At 39.5% G+C, this 17,660-nt stretch carries 16 protein-coding genes and 1 riboswitch; of the genes, 8 read left to right on the forward strand and 8 right to left on the reverse strand.

From position 1 onward, the window contains the following. The first annotated feature begins 314 nt into the window (after positions 1–314). Entirely contained in the window at positions 315–1,721 is a 1,407-nt protein-coding gene (locus tag CSV70_RS08150) for a purine-cytosine permease family protein (protein WP_085131805.1), read from the forward strand. 106 nt (positions 1,722–1,827) lie between these two features. Here CSV70_RS08150 and CSV70_RS08155 read toward each other — a convergent pair whose 3' ends face one another. Further along, the gene (locus tag CSV70_RS08155) at positions 1,828–2,340 is read right to left on the reverse strand and encodes a flavin reductase family protein (protein WP_085131806.1); all 513 of its coding nucleotides are present in this window, start codon (positions 2,338–2,340) and stop codon (positions 1,828–1,830) included. Between the two features lie 294 nt (positions 2,341–2,634). Here CSV70_RS08155 and CSV70_RS08160 point away from each other — a divergent pair, with 294 nt between their 5' ends. The 3 genes from CSV70_RS08160 to CSV70_RS08170 all read left to right on the forward strand — a co-directional run bounded on the left by CSV70_RS08160 (position 2,635) and on the right by CSV70_RS08170 (position 5,686). Then, positions 2,635–2,865, forward strand: coding sequence for a translocon-associated protein subunit alpha (locus tag CSV70_RS08160; RefSeq protein WP_085131807.1), 231 nt, complete (start codon positions 2,635–2,637; stop codon positions 2,863–2,865). A gap of 224 nt (positions 2,866–3,089) precedes the next feature. Next, a complete protein-coding gene (locus CSV70_RS08165; RefSeq protein ID WP_232319228.1) occupies positions 3,090–3,923 on the forward strand; it encodes a gluconate 2-dehydrogenase subunit 3 family protein in 834 nt (277 codons plus the stop codon). A 17-nt stretch (positions 3,924–3,940) separates the two neighbouring features. Further along, the gene (locus tag CSV70_RS08170; protein ID WP_099628808.1) at positions 3,941–5,686 is read left to right on the forward strand and encodes a GMC family oxidoreductase; all 1,746 of its coding nucleotides are present in this window, start codon (positions 3,941–3,943) and stop codon (positions 5,684–5,686) included. A gap of 97 nt (positions 5,687–5,783) precedes the next feature. Here CSV70_RS08170 and CSV70_RS08175 read toward each other — a convergent pair whose 3' ends face one another. Then, complete coding sequence (locus tag CSV70_RS08175; RefSeq protein WP_099628809.1) at positions 5,784–7,220, reverse strand: NAD(P)H-binding protein; 1,437 nt, start codon at positions 7,218–7,220, stop codon at positions 5,784–5,786. Positions 7,221–7,420: 200 nt separating this feature from the next. Here CSV70_RS08175 and CSV70_RS08180 point away from each other — a divergent pair, with 200 nt between their 5' ends. From CSV70_RS08180 to CSV70_RS08195, 4 genes are all read left to right on the forward strand, one after another. Then, positions 7,421–7,981: a TetR/AcrR family transcriptional regulator gene (locus tag CSV70_RS08180; RefSeq protein ID WP_099628810.1), complete on the forward strand. Its 561-nt coding sequence runs from the start codon at positions 7,421–7,423 to the stop codon at positions 7,979–7,981. A gap of 62 nt (positions 7,982–8,043) precedes the next feature. Next, positions 8,044–8,511, forward strand: a complete 468-nt coding sequence (locus CSV70_RS08185; RefSeq protein ID WP_085131812.1) for a GNAT family N-acetyltransferase — start codon at positions 8,044–8,046, stop codon at positions 8,509–8,511. After that, on the forward strand, positions 8,508–9,851 hold the full coding sequence (locus tag CSV70_RS08190) for an MATE family efflux transporter (protein WP_085131813.1): 1,344 nt from the start codon (positions 8,508–8,510) through the stop codon (positions 9,849–9,851). The genes CSV70_RS08185 and CSV70_RS08190 overlap by 4 nt, the downstream gene beginning before the upstream one ends. 149 nt (positions 9,852–10,000) lie before the next feature. Further along, positions 10,001–10,192, forward strand: a riboswitch (cobalamin riboswitch). 251 nt (positions 10,193–10,443) lie between these two features. Continuing rightward, positions 10,444–10,665, forward strand: coding sequence for a hypothetical protein (locus CSV70_RS08195; protein WP_085131814.1), 222 nt, complete (start codon positions 10,444–10,446; stop codon positions 10,663–10,665). A 47-nt stretch (positions 10,666–10,712) separates the two neighbouring features. Here CSV70_RS08195 and CSV70_RS08200 read toward each other — a convergent pair whose 3' ends face one another. The 6 genes from CSV70_RS08200 to CSV70_RS08225 all read right to left on the reverse strand — a co-directional run bounded on the left by CSV70_RS08200 (position 10,713) and on the right by CSV70_RS08225 (position 17,630). Continuing rightward, a complete protein-coding gene (locus tag CSV70_RS08200; RefSeq protein WP_085131815.1) occupies positions 10,713–12,656 on the reverse strand; it encodes an ABC transporter permease in 1,944 nt (647 codons plus the stop codon). Next, entirely contained in the window at positions 12,646–13,407 is a 762-nt protein-coding gene (locus CSV70_RS08205; protein ID WP_085131816.1) for an ABC transporter ATP-binding protein, read from the reverse strand. The genes CSV70_RS08200 and CSV70_RS08205 overlap by 11 nt, the downstream gene beginning before the upstream one ends. Positions 13,408–13,510: 103 nt before the next feature. After that, on the reverse strand, positions 13,511–14,512 hold the full coding sequence (locus tag CSV70_RS08210) for a sensor histidine kinase (RefSeq protein WP_085131817.1): 1,002 nt from the start codon (positions 14,510–14,512) through the stop codon (positions 13,511–13,513). Then, on the reverse strand, positions 14,509–15,198 hold the full coding sequence (locus CSV70_RS08215) for a response regulator transcription factor (protein ID WP_099627225.1): 690 nt from the start codon (positions 15,196–15,198) through the stop codon (positions 14,509–14,511). The genes CSV70_RS08210 and CSV70_RS08215 overlap by 4 nt, the downstream gene beginning before the upstream one ends. A gap of 106 nt (positions 15,199–15,304) precedes the next feature. After that, a complete protein-coding gene (locus tag CSV70_RS08220) occupies positions 15,305–16,084 on the reverse strand; it encodes a YqhG family protein (protein WP_085131819.1) in 780 nt (259 codons plus the stop codon). 13 nt (positions 16,085–16,097) lie between these two features. Continuing rightward, the gene (locus CSV70_RS08225; protein WP_099628847.1) at positions 16,098–17,630 is read right to left on the reverse strand and encodes a DEAD/DEAH box helicase; all 1,533 of its coding nucleotides are present in this window, start codon (positions 17,628–17,630) and stop codon (positions 16,098–16,100) included. Positions 17,631–17,660: the final 30 nt, after the last annotated feature.

Genomic DNA, 17,660 nt, shown 5'->3' on the forward strand with positions numbered 1-17,660 from the left:
TTCATCTACTAGTCCTTTCAGTTAGAAAAGTACTAGCCAGATAAAAGACTGCATCTTTTCATTTAAAAACTATACTTTTAAGGATTTTTTTCTACGTCTGATTTCTCTATCATTCTATAACCTTTTATAAAATAAGAATTTTATATAGTCATTTTCACGAATATATTTTAAATTTGATTTTTTCATTACAATTTTGTTAAAATAGTAACGTGTCAATTCAATGAACGAATCTAATTCATCATGTTGCATGAATCAGAACATACTAGCAAAGCTGGCAAGAGAGATTGACGACTTACTACAAGGAGCTGATGTGTATGACAACAGAAGAAGAAAGAGCACTGAATACTATAGAAGAAGATGAAACAGAAAAAGATTATTCCTTAGATCGTGTTCCTTTGGAAGATCGCAATAAGAGTTGGCTGAGTATTACCAATATCACGTTCGGCATCGCGACTGCCATTTTTTATTTTCAAATGGGCAGTGTCATGGCTTTGCAATTCGGTGCACCAAACGCTATCGTTTCGGCTATCTATGCTATCATCGTCGCCGGTTTGCTTGGTACTGTCATTGCATATCTATCCGCTAAATCCGGCATGAACGTTAACCTTTTATCACGTGGTGGGGGATTTGGCTATATCGGATCATCGCTAACTTCATTAATTTACGCTTCGAACTTCATTATGTATTGCGCGTTTGAAGGGTTAATCCTCGTTTCAGCTGTTCATTATTTCACGCCTGACTTTCCTAAATGGATTTTAATTATCATCTTTGGCACACTTGTTATTCCATTGAATTGGTTCGGAATTGAGCAGTTGGACAAACTTCAAAAATGGTCTATGCCAATATTTATGGTATTCCTTTTCACAGCCATTATATTATCGTTCATCAAACCGGCTGTTTACACAGGGCCCGTATTCTCTTATATGCCCGAAGGCGTTCAATTTGGGGGAACTGCACTATTGTTCTGTATCGGGATGCACAATGGAATTATGGGATTAACGGCTTTACTCGCATCAGACTATGCACGTTTCCTAAAGCCATCCGATAGAAAGTTCGGTTCGATTGCAATCGGTTTCATCCCGCAGATTTTTTGTTACGGAGTAATGGGTGGACTTGGTATTTGGTTCGGTGTGCGATTCTTGGAAAAAGATCCAGGCGTATATATCGTACTGTTGCTAGGCATTGGTGGTGCATTATTTACGATGCTGACACAATTGCGAATTAATGTCACCAATATCTACAGCAGTTCTTTATCACTATCAAATTTTTTCGAGAATGTATTCCGCTTCACGCCAGGACGTAGATTCTGGGTAGTAATCTCAGCTGTAAGTGCTATTTTATTAATGCTTGGTGGTATTGTTGATCACTTAGATACGGTCATGACATTCCAAGGTGTGTTCTTATTTTCTTGGGCTGCTATTCTCGTGACAGATGCAGTAGTCGTCAAGAAGTGGCTAAAAATTGGCCCCACCTATTACGTTGCAAGACAAGAGTATTTATATAAATGGAATCCCGTTGGTGTTGCATCGCTACTTATAGCAAGCACATTCGGCTCTATCGCCGCGGCTGGTTATTTAGGCATATTCCTACAATCTACAGCTGCATTTATCGCTGCCATATTGGCTGCTGTCTTGACAGTAGTTATCGCTCTGTATACAAAAGGTAAATATTATTTAGTACGAGAACCAAATGATATTACAGCAGACGATAAACTAGGGTAATATTAAGCCACTTTAGAAAACTGTATAGTACGTAAATAATAGAATATGCATAAAAAAAGCCGTCTCCTGGAAGACGGCTTTTGTATTGCTGTAAACTAATTCAAATTCACGCTTTGTCATCTTGTTGATAGAAAACTGGCGGCACAGATCCAAATACTCTACGGTGATATAACATAGGATCTTTATCTTTCTCAACTTTTAGATCGATTACTTCGCCTATAATAATGGTGTGATCTCCAGCTTCAATGGTTTGGAATGTTTTACATTCGAATACACCGAATGCATCCTCGATAATCGGTAACCCATTATCTGACATTTCCCATTTACATGTGGAGAAACGATCTTCTACACGGCTTGCAAATGTATTACAAAGCTCCTGTTGGTTTCCAGCAAGTACGTGTACAGCAAATTTACCTCCTTCTGTGAATGCTTTAATAGAAGAAACTCTATGATCAATAGACCATAAGAGAAGCATCGGATCCAAGGATACAGAGGCAAACGAGTTTACTGTCAGTCCAACTGGTGTGCCATCTTCGGTTACTGCAGTCACCACTGTTACACCAGTTGGATAATTCCCCATAATTTCTTTGAATAAATTCTGTTGTTCTTCTTTTTTCATGAAACATTCTCTCCTTTATAAATAAGCCAATTTGCGTAACAGATCTAGTCCATCACTATTAAAGTAGGCATGTCTACATCCATCATAGCACTTTCACCACCTTTCTTCAGTTTTCTCCTCTTGGTGTCACGTTTTCTTTTAGAATATGCAATTTCTCCACCGTTTGTCATCTTCTACTTTATTGTCATTATCATTACTAAAGAATCACTTCTAATATTTTATGTTTACAAAACTAAAATAAGGATATTAATAACATAAGAAAGTCTATCAAACATCTAGAGGAGGAAATCTATAATGAATTTGAATAAACTTAAGAAAAGTAATTTATTGAAAGTAGGAACCGCTGCAATTCTTTCTGTTGGTGTTCTTAGTGCTTGTGGAGATGACGATCCCGTAATCGATGAAAATGACGATGTTGAAGTAGATCAACCAGCTGATGTAACGCCAGATGATGATGTGAATGTGGACGAGCCCGAAGTAGACATGGAACCTGACACAGATACTGAAGTTAAAACTAACGATTAATAACCTATAATACGAAAAACCCCTCTGTAATCACGCAAATACGATGATTTATAGAGGGGTTTTTATTATATATATTCATTCTACGTTCTGGATCACTCAATTTTCCCCTGTTTTAATGTGTAAAGTCCTGGCACAACGTATAGTTTCTATCCATTCGTCACACTATGTCTAGTAGAGGTGCATTGGTAAATTATGAAAGTCATATATACAAGGAGGAGAGCAACGTGACAGAACCTAGACAACCTGAAGACACGCAAAAAGGAATAAGTCGTAGGAATTTCATGAAAAATACCGGCCTATTAGCTGGAGGTCTAGTTGGTGGATCATTATTCGGCGGATTATTGACTAACCAGCTCCAAAAACCAAGCGCCCCTGCAGACATGGGAAAAGAGGATACTCACTTATTGGAGGCCCGTACATTCTTTAGTAATGCTGAAGATTTTCTAATACTTTCCGCTGCTACTGAAAGGCTATTCCCTAAAGATGATCTAGGGCCAGGCGCTATTGAACTAGGTGTCCCCTATTTTATCGATAGACAACTTGCCGGAGAATGGGGAATGAACGGAAAAGAATATATGAAAGGGCCTTTTTTGCAAACAGGTGCGGTAGATCCATATGAAAGCCAAGCAGATACGACACAAGATCAAGGTCCAAATGCTGAAACGCAAGTACCTACGCCAGCCTTCAGATATCAAACTCCTATGACAAGAGGTGATATTTTCATGGAAGGTGTACATGCACTGGAACAAACAGCTCAAGAGAAATTCGAAATGAACTTCCGCAAGTTGGAGCCCGAACAGCAAGACGAGATCTTGCAGATGTTCGATAGCGGAAAAGCGAAGATGAACGGTGTCGCTTCGACGACATTCTTTAATCTATTATTACAAACAACCATTGAAGGTGCTTATGCCGATCCAGTCTATGGCGGGAACCGTAATATGGAAGGCTGGAGGATGAAGGAATTCCCTGGTCCACGTATGAGTTATACAGCAGATATTGAAAAAGAAGACTTCATCGTAATGAAACCTGAGAGCTTACGGAATTACCAAGGTCACTAATAACGGGAGGAACTCATATGGCGAAAAAACTAAAAAAAGTAGATGTAGTCGTAGTGGGAAGTGGTTGGGCAGGTGGAGTAGTTTCTGCCGAATTAGCTAAAGCTGGTTATCAAGTAGTCACCCTAGAACGAGGTAAAAAACAAGAACGACAGGATTATATCGGTGTTAAAGATGAATTACGCTATACCGACCGTTACGAGATGATGCAAAATCTTTCGCCTGAAACGATTACGTCACGCGTGAAAATAGAAGATACCGCTCTTCCCGTCCGGACAAGAGCAGAAATGATGGCCGGGACCGATTTAGGTGGCGGCAGTGTGCACTGGGCAGGTGCTACATATCGATGGAGAGCTATCGATTTTGAATTACGTTCCAAGACAATTGAACGTTACGGCAAAGAGAAAATTCCTGAAGGTATGACGATTCAAGACTGGGGCATCACGTATGATGAAATGGAACCTTATTATGATAAGTGGGAAAAAACCGCTGGTATTTCAGGCGAACCCGATCCACTTGGCGATAAACGTTCAAATGATTATCCTAACCCTCCTATGCTTGCATCACCCGCTGTAAAGCTATTTAAAGAAACGACTAAGAGAATGGGTTATCACCCATTTCAAGTTGCTTCCGGAAACTTATCACAAGCGTATACGAATCCCGACGGTGAAAAATTAAATGCTTGTATGTTTTGCTCTTATTGTACGATGTACGGCTGTGATTTCACGGCTAAGTCGGATCCATTGGCTACAGTTATTCCAACTGCCCGTAAAACAGGAAACTGCGAAATTCGCACCAACTCTTTAGTGCGTCGCGTTTTGCATAAAGACGGAAAAGCAACCGGTGTAATGTTTACTGATACACGTACAGGAATTGAATATGAACAACCCGCAGACGTTGTCGTATTAGGTGCGTTTTCCTTCACCAATAATCGTTTGTTGATGCTTTCTGATATCGGGACACAGTATGATCCAACCACACGCAAAGGAACAATTGGACGTAACTTTAATGGACAATTTAACATCACATTCCTGGGAGCACGAGGATACTTTGAAAAGAAGAAGTTTAATCTCTATATGGGTGCAGGTGCTCTTGGTGGTACGATGAGTGACTTCGCTGGTGATAACTTTGATCACTCCGATGTAGAGTTCATTAATGGTGGTGGCATCGAAATGCGTCAGTACGGTGATGGCGCTATTTCAACGAACCATGTTCCTAAAGGGACACCAAAATGGGGACCTGAGTTTAAGAAAAACTCGATCCATTACGCGAATCGTTCGTTAGTAGCTTGGTATACACCTGCTGTTATGTCGTGGTGGCATAACTACTTGGATTTAGATCCAACATACAAAGATGAATACGGTGATCCTCTATTACGTGTTACGAATCGTTACACAGATCACGATCGCAACATGGCAAAATTCGGGATAGAGAAATGCAGTGAAATCATGAAAGAAATGGGTGCAGATATTATTGACGAAGATGAAGTTCCCGAAGAGTTCGACCACATTTATTCAGGCGGTCACTATGCGGGCGGCATCATCATGGGAGCAGATCCTGAGACATCTGCGGTGAATAATTATCTTCAAATGTGGGAGATGGACAACCTATTCGTAGTGGGCGGTTCAGCGTTTCCTCAATTCGGAGGTCATCACCCTACTTCAACCATTGGCGCGTTGGCATATCGTGCAGCAGAAGGCGTAGAGAAGTATTTAAAAGAAGGCGGCCAGCTTGCAGAAGCGAAGCAAGCAACTTTAAACGCATAATAAAACATCTGGTTCTATCGTCTATTTATGTACTTATTGAATTCAAATAATCAAAAATCCAGATTCGTAGTGCAACACTGCAAATCTGGATTTTTCTTCATCGTACATTAGAAGCGACAATTCCTAATCGATCACGTTCAATCCTACTAAGCTTATACATATGTTGACGGAAACAAGACATGACAAATGCGTGCATATTGGCTTGCGTTACGTAATAGATAAACCATGGAATGGATGGCAAATAGTCGTGTATTGCAATAATTACTTCATTCGATCCTGGAATCTTTCGGAATTCTATTCTACCACGTTCATTGGAATGAGGATCCATCAATAGACCACCTGTAATATAGTATAGCGAGCGATCTTTGGTGCTACGATCTGCAGAATAACTTAATTCGAGCAATGTCCGATTACCGAGGAAACCGATATGACAATTCAAATGGTCGTCTACATCGGTTTTCACCCAAGGATTCAAGAATGTGGAAAGCCATTTGACGTAGTAACGTGCTGTTTCATCTGCAGTCCAGCTGTAAGGTAATTCAATTCTCTGCACTGAACGAACATCCTGCTTAAGTGGACCCATTTTCGACTTCTTCTTTGGGATGTCTCTTTCTTTCATTTCCTCCTCTAGTGCTTCCCTTGCAGCTTGTATGAATGGAATTTCTCCGTCACTGATACCTTCCACATAGCGCTTGGAATTGACGACCATCGGATGTTTCAGACTTTCCACCAATGGATATACAATCTCTTTTGGTGTTTGTGTAACTAAACGTAACCAGAGCCTAGAAAGACTTAAAGAGAAGAATGGTACATCCAACATTCTTGATGGTTTACCTACTACTTCTGCTGTCTTCTCCATCATCGACTTATATGTCATGACCTCGGGGCCACCTATATCGATAGATCGTTGTGCTGGTTCAAAGTCCAGTATTAATGAGCTTAATGATTTCATCACATCATCGAGTGCTACAGGCTGTGTGTTAGAGCGTGTCCATTTGGGTAAAATCATTATGGGAAGCCGTTTAACTAGCTTCGATAAAATCGGGAAAGAAGAACCTTTTGGACCGACGATTAGCCCTGCACGTAATGCGGTGACAGGAATGTTATACGAGCGTAGAACACGCTCCACTTCCAATCGGCTTTTCAAATGTCGTGATAAATCTTTTTCATGTTCATCGGGAATAATTCCACCCAAGTAGACAATCTGTTTAATTCCTTGTTTTTTGGCTGCTTGCGCAAAGTTATCCGCTAAAATGACATCCATATCTTCAAAACTACCTTGAGATAATTTCGCCGATTTCAGCATGGAATGAACTAGATATACCGCAATATCAGCACCAGCCAAACTCTTCTCTGCATCTTTCATAGAAAACAAATCACAAGATCGCCACTCTACGTCTTCCGTATTCTCCCGCTGATCTCCATTCCGCGACAAACCAATCACTTTGGCTTTCCCTTTAAGTTTTTTTAATAGATTATTGCCAATATATCCACTCGCACCCGCAACGGCTACAACCAATTTCCTTTCTTCCATACAGTCCCACCCCTCTCTTGTACGTATACAATAAAATTACCCAATTTAAGAGTTATATAAGCCTATTTATTAAAACAATACTAATTTAAGCAATAGCCTTTGCTTTTTATGTAAAAAGTAGTTATACTCATAAAAGAACGATGAAAACTATATATGTTTTTTTAGTTTTATTTCTATATAAAAAGATAGGGGTACGATAAATGAAAGCACGTATTATGAAAGCTTTCCTCGAAGAAATTCATGAGAAAAGTATGAAGTTCACAATGGATGATCTGGCCAAAAGACTAGGTATCAGTAAACGAACATTATACGAACACTTTTCTTCCAAAACGGAAATTCTAGATGCGATTATAGACTCGACATTATATGAGTTCGATGAAAAAACCAATATGATTATGAAAGACACTGACCTACATCTTGTAGATAAGATTAAGAAAGTCATTACAGTTATACCGAAATACAATGATTTTTATAACTGGCAAATCCTTGATCAGATGAAAAAAACTCATCCCGAACAATGGGAGCGAGTCCACACTGCACTTCATGAATGGGATGAACTTCGCGAATTGATTGAACAAGGAATTCATGAAGGAATCATTGCAGATCAAAACGTAGAGTTACTTATGAAGTTGATTATAGATGCAACGAACTCCACGCTTGATCGGAAGTTTTTTTATGAAAATCGCATTACTGTAACCGAAGCACTGGATTCTATAGTGGATATTCTGCTGTTTGGATTTATCAAAAAAAGCGATATCTAAATAAACTGATAAAACAAAAGTAGTTTTACTGTTTCACACAAAATTGAAAGCGAGATGGAATTATGAGCCTCCACGCATGTGAGGTAACGAATGAAAATTGGCAGGATGTTGCCTATTTATCCGTACACGAAAACCAAAAGAACTTTATTGAAAGCAATTCATTTTCACTAGCACAATCACAATTTGAACCAGAATGGAAGTCCATCGGATTATACGACGGAGAAGATTTAGTCGGCTATGCAATGCATGGACGTGATGCAGATAGTGGCCATGTATGGCTTGATCGCTTTATGATCGATCAGCACCACCAAGGAAAAGGTTATGCCAGCAGATTCCTTAAACTTTTACTTACCAGAATGGAAGAAAAATATCAATGTGACAAGATTTATTTGAGTATATATCCAGATAATATAGCAGCACAACACTTATATGAAAAGTTCGGATTTGAGTTAAATGGACAAATTGATGATTTAGGTGAATTCCCTTGTCTCATTATGGAACTTGACCTTCAGAGGAGTCCTTTGCAATGAATTCTTCACCCACGTTAAGTCCTTTGGATACTGAGCCCGTAGGACGTATCTTTTTACGTTATTTAATACCATCAACTATCGGTATGTTGCTAATGGCGATCAATATTGTGGTGGACGGCATCATGGTCGGTAATCGATTGGGTGCAGAAGCATTAGCGGGAGTCGGAATTTCGGCTCCCGTTTATACAATCTTTTTTGCTATTTCCCTATGGATTGGTATAGGTGCCGCCACGAAATATTCGATGGCAATGGGTGCCAAAGATGTGCAGAAAGCTCGATCAATTTTTACACATGCTATTTTCTCCATTTTCTTATTCACCATTATATTAGGTTTAACCGCCTTTATTTTTAGAGATTCGTTAGCTTACGCACTTGGAGCCAATGCGACTACTTTCCCTTATGTATCGCAATACTTATTTGTGATTTTACTATTTGGCTTTATCTTTACTGTAGAAAACACATTTAGTATTTTCGTACGCAATGATGGAGCACCGAATCTTTCAATGGCCGGGCTAATTGTGACTTCTGTCGTTAACATTATCTTGAATTATGTGTTCTTATTCATTTTTGATTACGGCGTTGCCGGTGCTGCATCCGCCACCATTATTGCTTCTTTCATGGGTATGCTAGTACTCGCAACACACTTTTTCAAGAAAAATAATAACTTGAAACTAATTCGCTTGAAATTCAATAAAAAGCTGTTCCTGGCCATTCTTTTTGTTGGATTTCCGAGTTTCCTTTCCGAGTTAGGAATCTCCTTCTTTACCATTACACATAATATCGCGTTCGAACGGATGGCGGGCACGGAAGGTGTTGCGGCCTTCTCTATTTTGAACTATGTACACAGTGTCATGCTAATGCTATTCCTCGGAATGGGCGGTGCGATTCAGCCACTTATCAGTTACTATCAAGGCTCCGGCAACCGGATAAGGATGAAAGAAACCGTAAAAAAAGCCACACTTACCGTTGTCATCGCAGGTGCCGTGTTTTTCCTTGTCGGTCAATTCGCGGCGGGCCCTATCGTATCGATCTTTGGAGACTTCCCACAAGCCGTAAGAGATTTGGCTACTTCCGGAATTAATCTATTCTTCTTTGCTTATTTGTTCACCGGTACGAACTTTGTGATGATGACATATTATCAGTCTATCGGCAATGTACGGATGGCAACTTGGATTACTGCTTCACGCGAAATCATCATCATGTTGCTCTTCTTGATGATTTTACCTCGTTTCTTTGGTTTGAATGGTATTTGGTTGTCCATTCCAGCCTCTGAGTTTGTCGTATTTATTGGTGTCTACCTATATCAAAGGAATGCTACTCGACATTCCTTAATTGGATAAATAGTACGTCATAGAACCGGACGGAACTATTTATCATCGTTCCAAGTAATACGTTCCATAGGAGTAGGGTGCGTTTTTGTTGTCTTGGAAGAGGCTGCATTATTTTTGTTCCTTTCGTAAATAAGAATGATATACTGAAAGAGCAACTGAATATCGTGTTAGAGATAGGTGCGTTTATCGTTCGTAAACGCTTAAAAGGGAAATCGGTGAAAAACCGATGCTGTCCCGCAACTGTGAGTTGGAGTATAATTCGTTACCACTGTTTCACCGCAAAGGGAAATGGGAAGGTGAATTATACGTTGAAAACGAGCCAGGAGACCTGCCTAGATCAGTACACACCAATACCCTACGCGGATAGGAGGTGTCAAGTGCGGCTTATGAAAAATCATACAAAAGCCGACGTACGAACAAACGAAATCAGGACATTCTTTAGGTGGATTCGATATAGTTTCTGTCGATCCTACACAAATGTATTTCCTGCCGAACCGTTTAATTCGTCATGGCTTCCCACTTAACATCTATCCTGGTATATACCGGATGGATGTTTTTTACTGTCAACGAAAAATTACAAACACGATGAGGAGAATGAATTATGCACAATCAAACAATCAATGACTTTACAAACTTATTAAAGGACACCCTAATGTCGGAACGTGTGAGCACACACTCTACCCCCCTTCCCATACTAGTGAAAGATGTAAAAAAACAAATTTCCGAAGATCCCACGAATGACATAGCAGAAAAAGCTAAACAATTGGCTAATTTAGATAAAGCCTATCAAATCGTAGTAGCTGAGTTAGTAGGTAGTAACTAATTCGCGCTAAAATCCCCCTGACCTTTGTGTCAGGGGGTATTACTGTATTATAACGAATCTTTAATCACGCGCTTATAATTGAACACAGAAAGCAAACCAAATATAGAGTATAGCGCTGTGTAGATTAACATCACCATAATCGTTGGTGTCAGCATTTCAGTACCGAATAAGAACCAGCCGGATTTTACAGCAAAATAGCTGTGTAAGAGACCGACGACTAATGGAATACCGAAATTAAATACCTGCTTTCGTTGAATCCCTTTTAGTAAATCTGTTTGTGTATAGCCTAGTTTACGAAGAATGGTGTAATTCGATTTTTCATCTTCACTTTCGTCCATCTGTTTAAAGTATAGGACGCAGCCAGACGTAACAAGGAAAGCGAGACCAAGGAATCCAACGATGAACATAATCATGCCTGCACCTTGTATTTGTTTCGTTTTCTCCTCAAGCTTCGATTCATGCCCTGCCCATTCATTTATTCCCAACACATTAAATAGTTCATTCGCTTTTTCTAGATCATTTTCATTCTTGATATCCACTCCATGATACTCAGTAAATTCAGGCGTTATGGAAGGGTCCTTATCTACGTTCATTTTCTGAAATACTTGATCATCCACTACCGCGACAACAAAACCATAAGCTACACGCGTTGGAAGAACAGCTACTCTTTCCGTCCCTTTCAGTGTCAGATCATACATATGCTCTTTGCCTTGAAATACGATTTGCTGATTCGCTTGGAATTTCATAAAGTTTTCCGTAAAACTATCAGAGTTAACGAAGAGCAATTCCTTTTCTTCTACGTCTATCTCCGGCATTACTTCATCACTAATGACAATCATTTGCATATCAGTGTAACTCATCTCTTCACTTTCCCCACCTGAAATAGATAGAACTGTCGATAAATCAACAGGTATAGTCAATAGATCAATAGCTGACTCTGAATAGGCTATGCCTTCACTGTCAAGTGACTGCGTAAATTCCATTGCACGCGTAATATCAGGAATGGTAAAGTCGGCAGGAATAGTTCGCTCCACTGACTTCTCTACTGAGTAATACGATATATAACTTAACGACAATAACGTAATGGATAGCGCAGATAGCGTCGTAATAATCATCAATAAAAGAGAATTGGATTTCATTCGAAACATAATGGATGAGAGAGACAGCACGTCGTTAACGTTCAAATATCCTCCTTTACGTTTGCGAATCATGTTAAAGATAAAGCTGACGGAGCCTTTATAAAATAAATAGGTTCCTAAGACCACAGAAGCTAGTATGACGATCATCACTAGAAATAGCTGATTTCCAAGAAACACACTACTAAATAATCGAGATGATAAATAATAGCCGAATACAATGAGAAGGATACCGAACACACCGATGATCGCCTGGAATATTGACATCTTTTTCACCCGCTGTTGTGTCACGGTGGTCACACGGAACAAAGACAATATACTTTGACGTTTAATGAATAGTGCATTCATGATCAAAATCAATACAAAGATTGCCGCAAAGACTATCAACGTCTGAAGTAATGCATCCGAAGAGAAACGCAAAGTCGCAACATCCGTTACACCGGTGACCTTAAATAGAATCAGCATGAGTAATCGTGACATCGAAAACCCTAAGAATATCCCTACAATGAGAGAACCGATGTATAAAACGAAATTCTCCACACTTAAAATACGGAAAACAGTTCCTTTCGTCATTCCAATCAATTGAAATAATCCAATCTCCTTACTGCGTCGTTTAATGAATAGATTGTTAGCATATAGCAAGAATACAGACACGATAACAATCAGAAAAACTGAACCTGACTTAATAGCTGCCGCACCTTTCCTTCCTTCTGTTGCATCGTCTAATGCTGGATCGAATTGCAACGTTACGAATGAAAAGTATAAGCCTACGCTAAAAATCAGTGCAAAGATATACACATAATAATGCTTAAGATTTTTCTTGATATTGCGGAAGATTAGCTGATTAAGCGTCATGTTGCACACCACCCAGTACACCTTGCGTTTTGATAATATCATTGAAAAATTCGTTCCGCGTTTGGTCTCCTTTATTCAGTTGCGTATAAATTTGTCCGTCTTTGATGAACACGACACGCTCACTAAAACTTGCGGCAAGAGGGTCATGAGTGACCATAATGATAGAGGCATTTCGTTTCGTATGGAGATCACTTAATTTGTTCAACAAATCGGATGCCGCCTTTGAGTCAAGAGCGCCTGTTGGTTCATCCGCAAAAATGATGCTCGGATCATGTATGAATGCTCGTGCGGCAGACGTTCTTTGCTTTTGTCCACCCGAGATTTCATTTGGATATTTAGTAGCAATTTCTGAAATACCCAATTCCTCCGCTACTGCAAGGAATTTTTCATTGGCTAATTTTCTAGGCACTTTCTGCACAGATAATGGAAGTAGTATGTTTTCTTTTACTGTTAACGTGTCGAGTAGGTTATAGTCCTGAAAGATGAAGCCCAGATGACGTTTTCGAAATTCCGCCATTTGCTTTTCTTTCATGTTGTTAAGGTTCTGCCCTTCTATGCTGATCGTCCCCTGGCTGACGCGGTCAATGGATGAAAGTACGTTCAGTAGAGTCGTTTTTCCCGAGCCCGATGCCCCCATGATGCTGACGAATTCACCTTTTTGTATGTTTAGATCCAGTGCACTTAATACTTCTTGTTTATTGAATTTATTGCCGTATGTCTTATAGATTTTCGTTGCTTGTAAGATTACCATGTCCATCACTCCTTGTTCATTCTATCTTACTCAATGTATAGATTTTTCTCCCGCCTTTAATATGACAATTAGAAAGAGCATGTGACGATCATGTCACATGCTCCTACATACGCGCTATTCGAATCAATTCGTTTTCCATCGCAAAAATCAAAGAGAACCGCGTACCTTCTCCTACTGTTGACTCTACTACAATCGTAATCAGGAGGGATTCTGCTACCTGTTTTGCTAAGTACAACCCCATTCCCGTGGCAGCATGATTTTGATGGTTTGCTGTTCCAGTGAAGCCTTTATCGAATATACGAGACAAGTCCCTTGAAGCAATTCCTTGCCCAACATCTTCGATCGTTAGCGTAGTGATTCCATCCTTACTAGTGCTCTGGATACTTATGTCCGCATTCTCGCTGTATTTCACCGCATTCGCCAGCAACTGCCTGATAATGAAGCCAAGCCATTTGGCATCAGTCAATACTTCTTCTGTTTCCAATGATACATCAAAACCAACACGCTTTTGCATACACCATTGTCTTAACGATTTTATCTCTTGAAATAGCAACTTCCGCACATCTGTCTTTTCGATATATAAATCATTTTGGATGAATGGGATGCGCTTTAGATGTAGTTGTTGGTCAAGTAATAGATGAATCCGAAGCCACTCGTACATTAACTGGGATCGGAGCACAGGATCCGTGCGATCTATCATTAATTGCAACGTTGTCAGCGGTGTTTTCACTTCATGTATCCAATTCAACATGTCATCTTTCTCTTGTTCTACACTAATTTGCAATTGATCCAACTGGTGTTTAAACTCTTGAATTTGTTCGGACATCCTGTTTGAGACAATGGCTTCGAAAGGGCTGTTAGCTTCAGGTATTGCAGTTAGATCAAATGATGGTTCTAATGTTTCTAAGCGTTTATAGAATCTCGATTCTTTTTCATAACGCATGACTATAAAAATAACGAAAGATAAACAGGAAATGAATGCAATATAGACAGTAGACAAAAGCGGAATACTTGTGTCCAAATAGCCCATTGCTAGAACGAGCAGTTGCGAGAAGATGAAGAACAGTATCCAACTAGCACGTTCCTTAAGATATAACCGAATCATAATTGTTCTTCCTTCGCCATATACCCTTGCCCCACTTTTGTTTCGATCACATCTACCAAGTCGATTTCCGCAATCCGTTTACGCAAACGGTTCACGTTGACTGTCAGCGTATTATCGCTGACAAATCGTTCATCATCCCAAAGACTGGTGATGATTTCTTCTCTTGATACAATTTCATTCTTTCTTTCTATCAATACTTTCAAGATGTATATTTCATTTTTCGTCAACTCAATAGTCCCTTTTTCATTGGTGAGCGTACCTTTCACAAAATCCACTGCGGCACCACACCACGTTTTCACTTCCAATGTCTGATCAGTACTATAGCTATACACACGGCGTAAGATCGCTTGGATTTTTGCAATCAATACATCAAAGTGAAATGGCTTTTGAACGAAATCGTCGGCTCCGAGTTGCATCGACATCACCATATCAGTCGGATGATCACGTGAAGACAAGAAAATAATTGGGACGTTTGAATGCGTTCGGATCATCCTACACCAATGAAATCCATCGAACTTTGGTAATTGGATGTCGATGATGACAAGATCCGGTTTGATTTCCGTGAATTCTTGCAGTACACTCCCAAAATCCCGGATTCCCGCCACCGAGTAGGACCATTGCGTTAAACGTTCTTTTATTTCTTCAAATAATGTTTGATCATCTTCAATCAACATAATTGTAAACAATGAACTCACCACACTTTTCTTAATTGCTATTAGTTTATCCTATAAGCAATCAGAATCAAAACAGCGCGCAAGTGAAAGTAGATTCACTTACGCGCTGTTTTGATTTCTATTTCAAATAAAATAACCCGCCATTCACAACATCCACCGTAATCCTGGGTTTAAAACGTTCTTCCATTGCTTGCTTCTCTATCTCATAACATTCAGGTTTAGGATCTTGTCCTTCATAAAAATAATCTAATACCGCTTGGTCTTTCTTCCATCTCTTTTCTGCTTCCTCCATCCACGTAAGGTCTTCACCTTCAATTACTTGAATGATCACAGTATCCAATCGATCAAGCGCACGAACAGGAGTGATGATATAAGGTAAATGAAATACTTTTTCAGACGATTGGTCAGATAAATCCCGCATACCAATCGTCTCCTGGAACTCATTTACGACAGCACCCGTCATCAAATTGATACCTATTGAATACAACATCTCCTTCGTTTGATGACTGGTGAATGACACTTTATAATTTACACCCACCCACGGAGTCAAAATCAGCTGTTCGTTAGTGTCTACTATGCGCTCGTACATTTTCACGAACTGTCCCATCTCTTTGGTCAATCGAAATAATTGATGCAGCCGTGGAGATCCCAGATGAATTACTTCCCCTTTCATTCCGTTTTGCAACTGCTTCATATTGGTAATTAGCGTGAGCTGTGCCGGATTCGGTATCTCATTGACGCTTTCAATATACCGCCAATAAAAAGGGCGGTTCATGATTTTTTTATCCATTTCGATTGTTAGTTGCACAGTTAAATAATGATCATTTCCATGAAGTATTTCACAGTCATTCTCCGTGAAGAATCTGTGAAGATACGTATGGATTTCTGTCGAATGCATCCATTCTCCTCCTTCACACAGACTGTTCTTTCATTTCCAAAATATCATCTAGTTGGCCTACTACTTGTTCGAACGTCTCAATCTTTTCTTGCAGCACTTTCATCACATGGTCATCAATTGTTTCTTTTACAGCCAAATTATAAATCTGTACATCGTGTTCTTGTCCTAATCGATGAACACGACCAATCCGTTGTTCTAATTTCATTGGATTCCAAGGGAGATCATAATTGATGACATGATGGCAAAATTGTAGGTTAATTCCCTCTGCTCCAGACTCTGTCGCAATTAGCACTTGCGCTTGTGACTTAAATAAATGTTTAATCCACTCCCGGCTGCTTTTGCTTAACTTACCGTTGAAAATGACATTCGATATACCGTTCGCATACAAATAGTCACTCAAATATAATTGCGTCATGCGATATTCAGTGAAAATAATCACCTTTTCGTTCGCTTGTATAATCAATTCCGCTGCCTTTTTAGCTTTTGAATGAATCGACAACTTTTCCAATTGTTCGATAATATTTTCTACATATGAGACTTCTTCCACTTGCTTACATTCCTGCAGTTTTTTTCTTAATGTGCCCATGGTGGCTTCAGGGCTACTACACATTTCCCTTTGTAAAGTCATCGTGGAAAATGCATCTGAAAATACCGGGGATATTTGTTTCAGATTGGATATAGCTGTGTAGGCCTGCCTTTCATTGTCAGTAAATGTGATAGGAACTGTATGAATCTTTCGTGTAGACCATTCCACACCCGTGTCTTGGCGCCTGTTACGTACCATGACTTGGCTAACTAGTTCCTTTAAATAACTATCTCGTTCTTCATCACGGTTTTTAGCAGAAAATACTGATGAAAACTCATCATAGTTTCCTAAATGACCTTGTTTAAGTAGCGTCACCAGATAAAACAATTCAAACGTATCATTTTGGATCGGTGTTGCTGTAAGCAATAAACAAAATTTCTTCTTCAAGCTTTGTACAAATTCATAACTGATCGTCTGATGGTTTTTTAATTTATGCGCTTCATCTACGATAATCAAATCATAGTCTTGCGCGAATACTTTCTCCTTATGTGGACTGCGTTTAGCAGTGTCCATACTCATGACTACTACGTCCACATAATCGAGCTCGTAATTCTTTTTGTACAACAGCGCAGGGATGTGGAATTTCGTATATAGCTCTTCCACCCATTGATTAACGAGAGAAGCGGGTACTAATATCAGTACTTTTTTCACAAGTCCTCTCAGCAAATATTCTTTAATAATCAGGCCTGCTTCAATAGTCTTACCTAGCCCTACCTCATCCGCTAAAATCGCTTTGCCATTCATCTGTTCAATCACTCGTTCAGCCGCTTTTATTTGATGAGGTAACGGTTTTACGTTTGGTAAGTAAGCAAGTGACTGCAATCCAGCAAAATCAGTGATTAAGTTATTTTTCGTGATGTCATAGCTCATGTTATACAGCACCGAATTATTCCATGGTTCATGGTTTTCAAGTCGTTGAATAAATCCTTCTCTCCAAGAAGAAGATCTTTCAATTAGCATTCCAATCACCTCAACTAGCTTGTATGTTTT

The sequence above is a fragment of the Sporosarcina sp. P25 genome (assembly GCF_002743235.1).
Taxonomy (GTDB): Bacteria; Bacillota; Bacilli; order Bacillales_A; family Planococcaceae; genus Sporosarcina; species Sporosarcina ureae_B.

Coding starts and splice junctions, on each gene's coding strand:
- CSV70_RS08150 (WP_085131805.1), top strand. CDS start 315: ATGACAACAGAAGAAGAAAGAGCACTGAATACTATAGAAGAAGATGAA.
- CSV70_RS08155 (WP_085131806.1), bottom strand. CDS start 2,340: ATGAAAAAAGAAGAACAACAGAATTTATTCAAAGAAATTATGGGGAAT.
- CSV70_RS08160 (WP_085131807.1), top strand. CDS start 2,635: ATGAATTTGAATAAACTTAAGAAAAGTAATTTATTGAAAGTAGGAACC.
- CSV70_RS08170 (WP_099628808.1), top strand. CDS start 3,941: ATGGCGAAAAAACTAAAAAAAGTAGATGTAGTCGTAGTGGGAAGTGGT.
- CSV70_RS08175 (WP_099628809.1), bottom strand. CDS start 7,220: ATGGAAGAAAGGAAATTGGTTGTAGCCGTTGCGGGTGCGAGTGGATAT.
- CSV70_RS08180 (WP_099628810.1), top strand. CDS start 7,421: ATGAAAGCACGTATTATGAAAGCTTTCCTCGAAGAAATTCATGAGAAA.
- CSV70_RS08185 (WP_085131812.1), top strand. CDS start 8,044: ATGAGCCTCCACGCATGTGAGGTAACGAATGAAAATTGGCAGGATGTT.
- CSV70_RS08190 (WP_085131813.1), top strand. CDS start 8,508: ATGAATTCTTCACCCACGTTAAGTCCTTTGGATACTGAGCCCGTAGGA.
- CSV70_RS08195 (WP_085131814.1), top strand. CDS start 10,444: ATGCACAATCAAACAATCAATGACTTTACAAACTTATTAAAGGACACC.
- CSV70_RS08200 (WP_085131815.1), bottom strand. CDS start 12,656: ATGACGCTTAATCAGCTAATCTTCCGCAATATCAAGAAAAATCTTAAG.
- CSV70_RS08205 (WP_085131816.1), bottom strand. CDS start 13,407: ATGGTAATCTTACAAGCAACGAAAATCTATAAGACATACGGCAATAAA.
- CSV70_RS08210 (WP_085131817.1), bottom strand. CDS start 14,512: ATGATTCGGTTATATCTTAAGGAACGTGCTAGTTGGATACTGTTCTTC.
- CSV70_RS08220 (WP_085131819.1), bottom strand. CDS start 16,084: ATGCATTCGACAGAAATCCATACGTATCTTCACAGATTCTTCACGGAG.
- CSV70_RS08225 (WP_099628847.1), bottom strand. CDS start 17,630: ATGCTAATTGAAAGATCTTCTTCTTGGAGAGAAGGATTTATTCAACGA.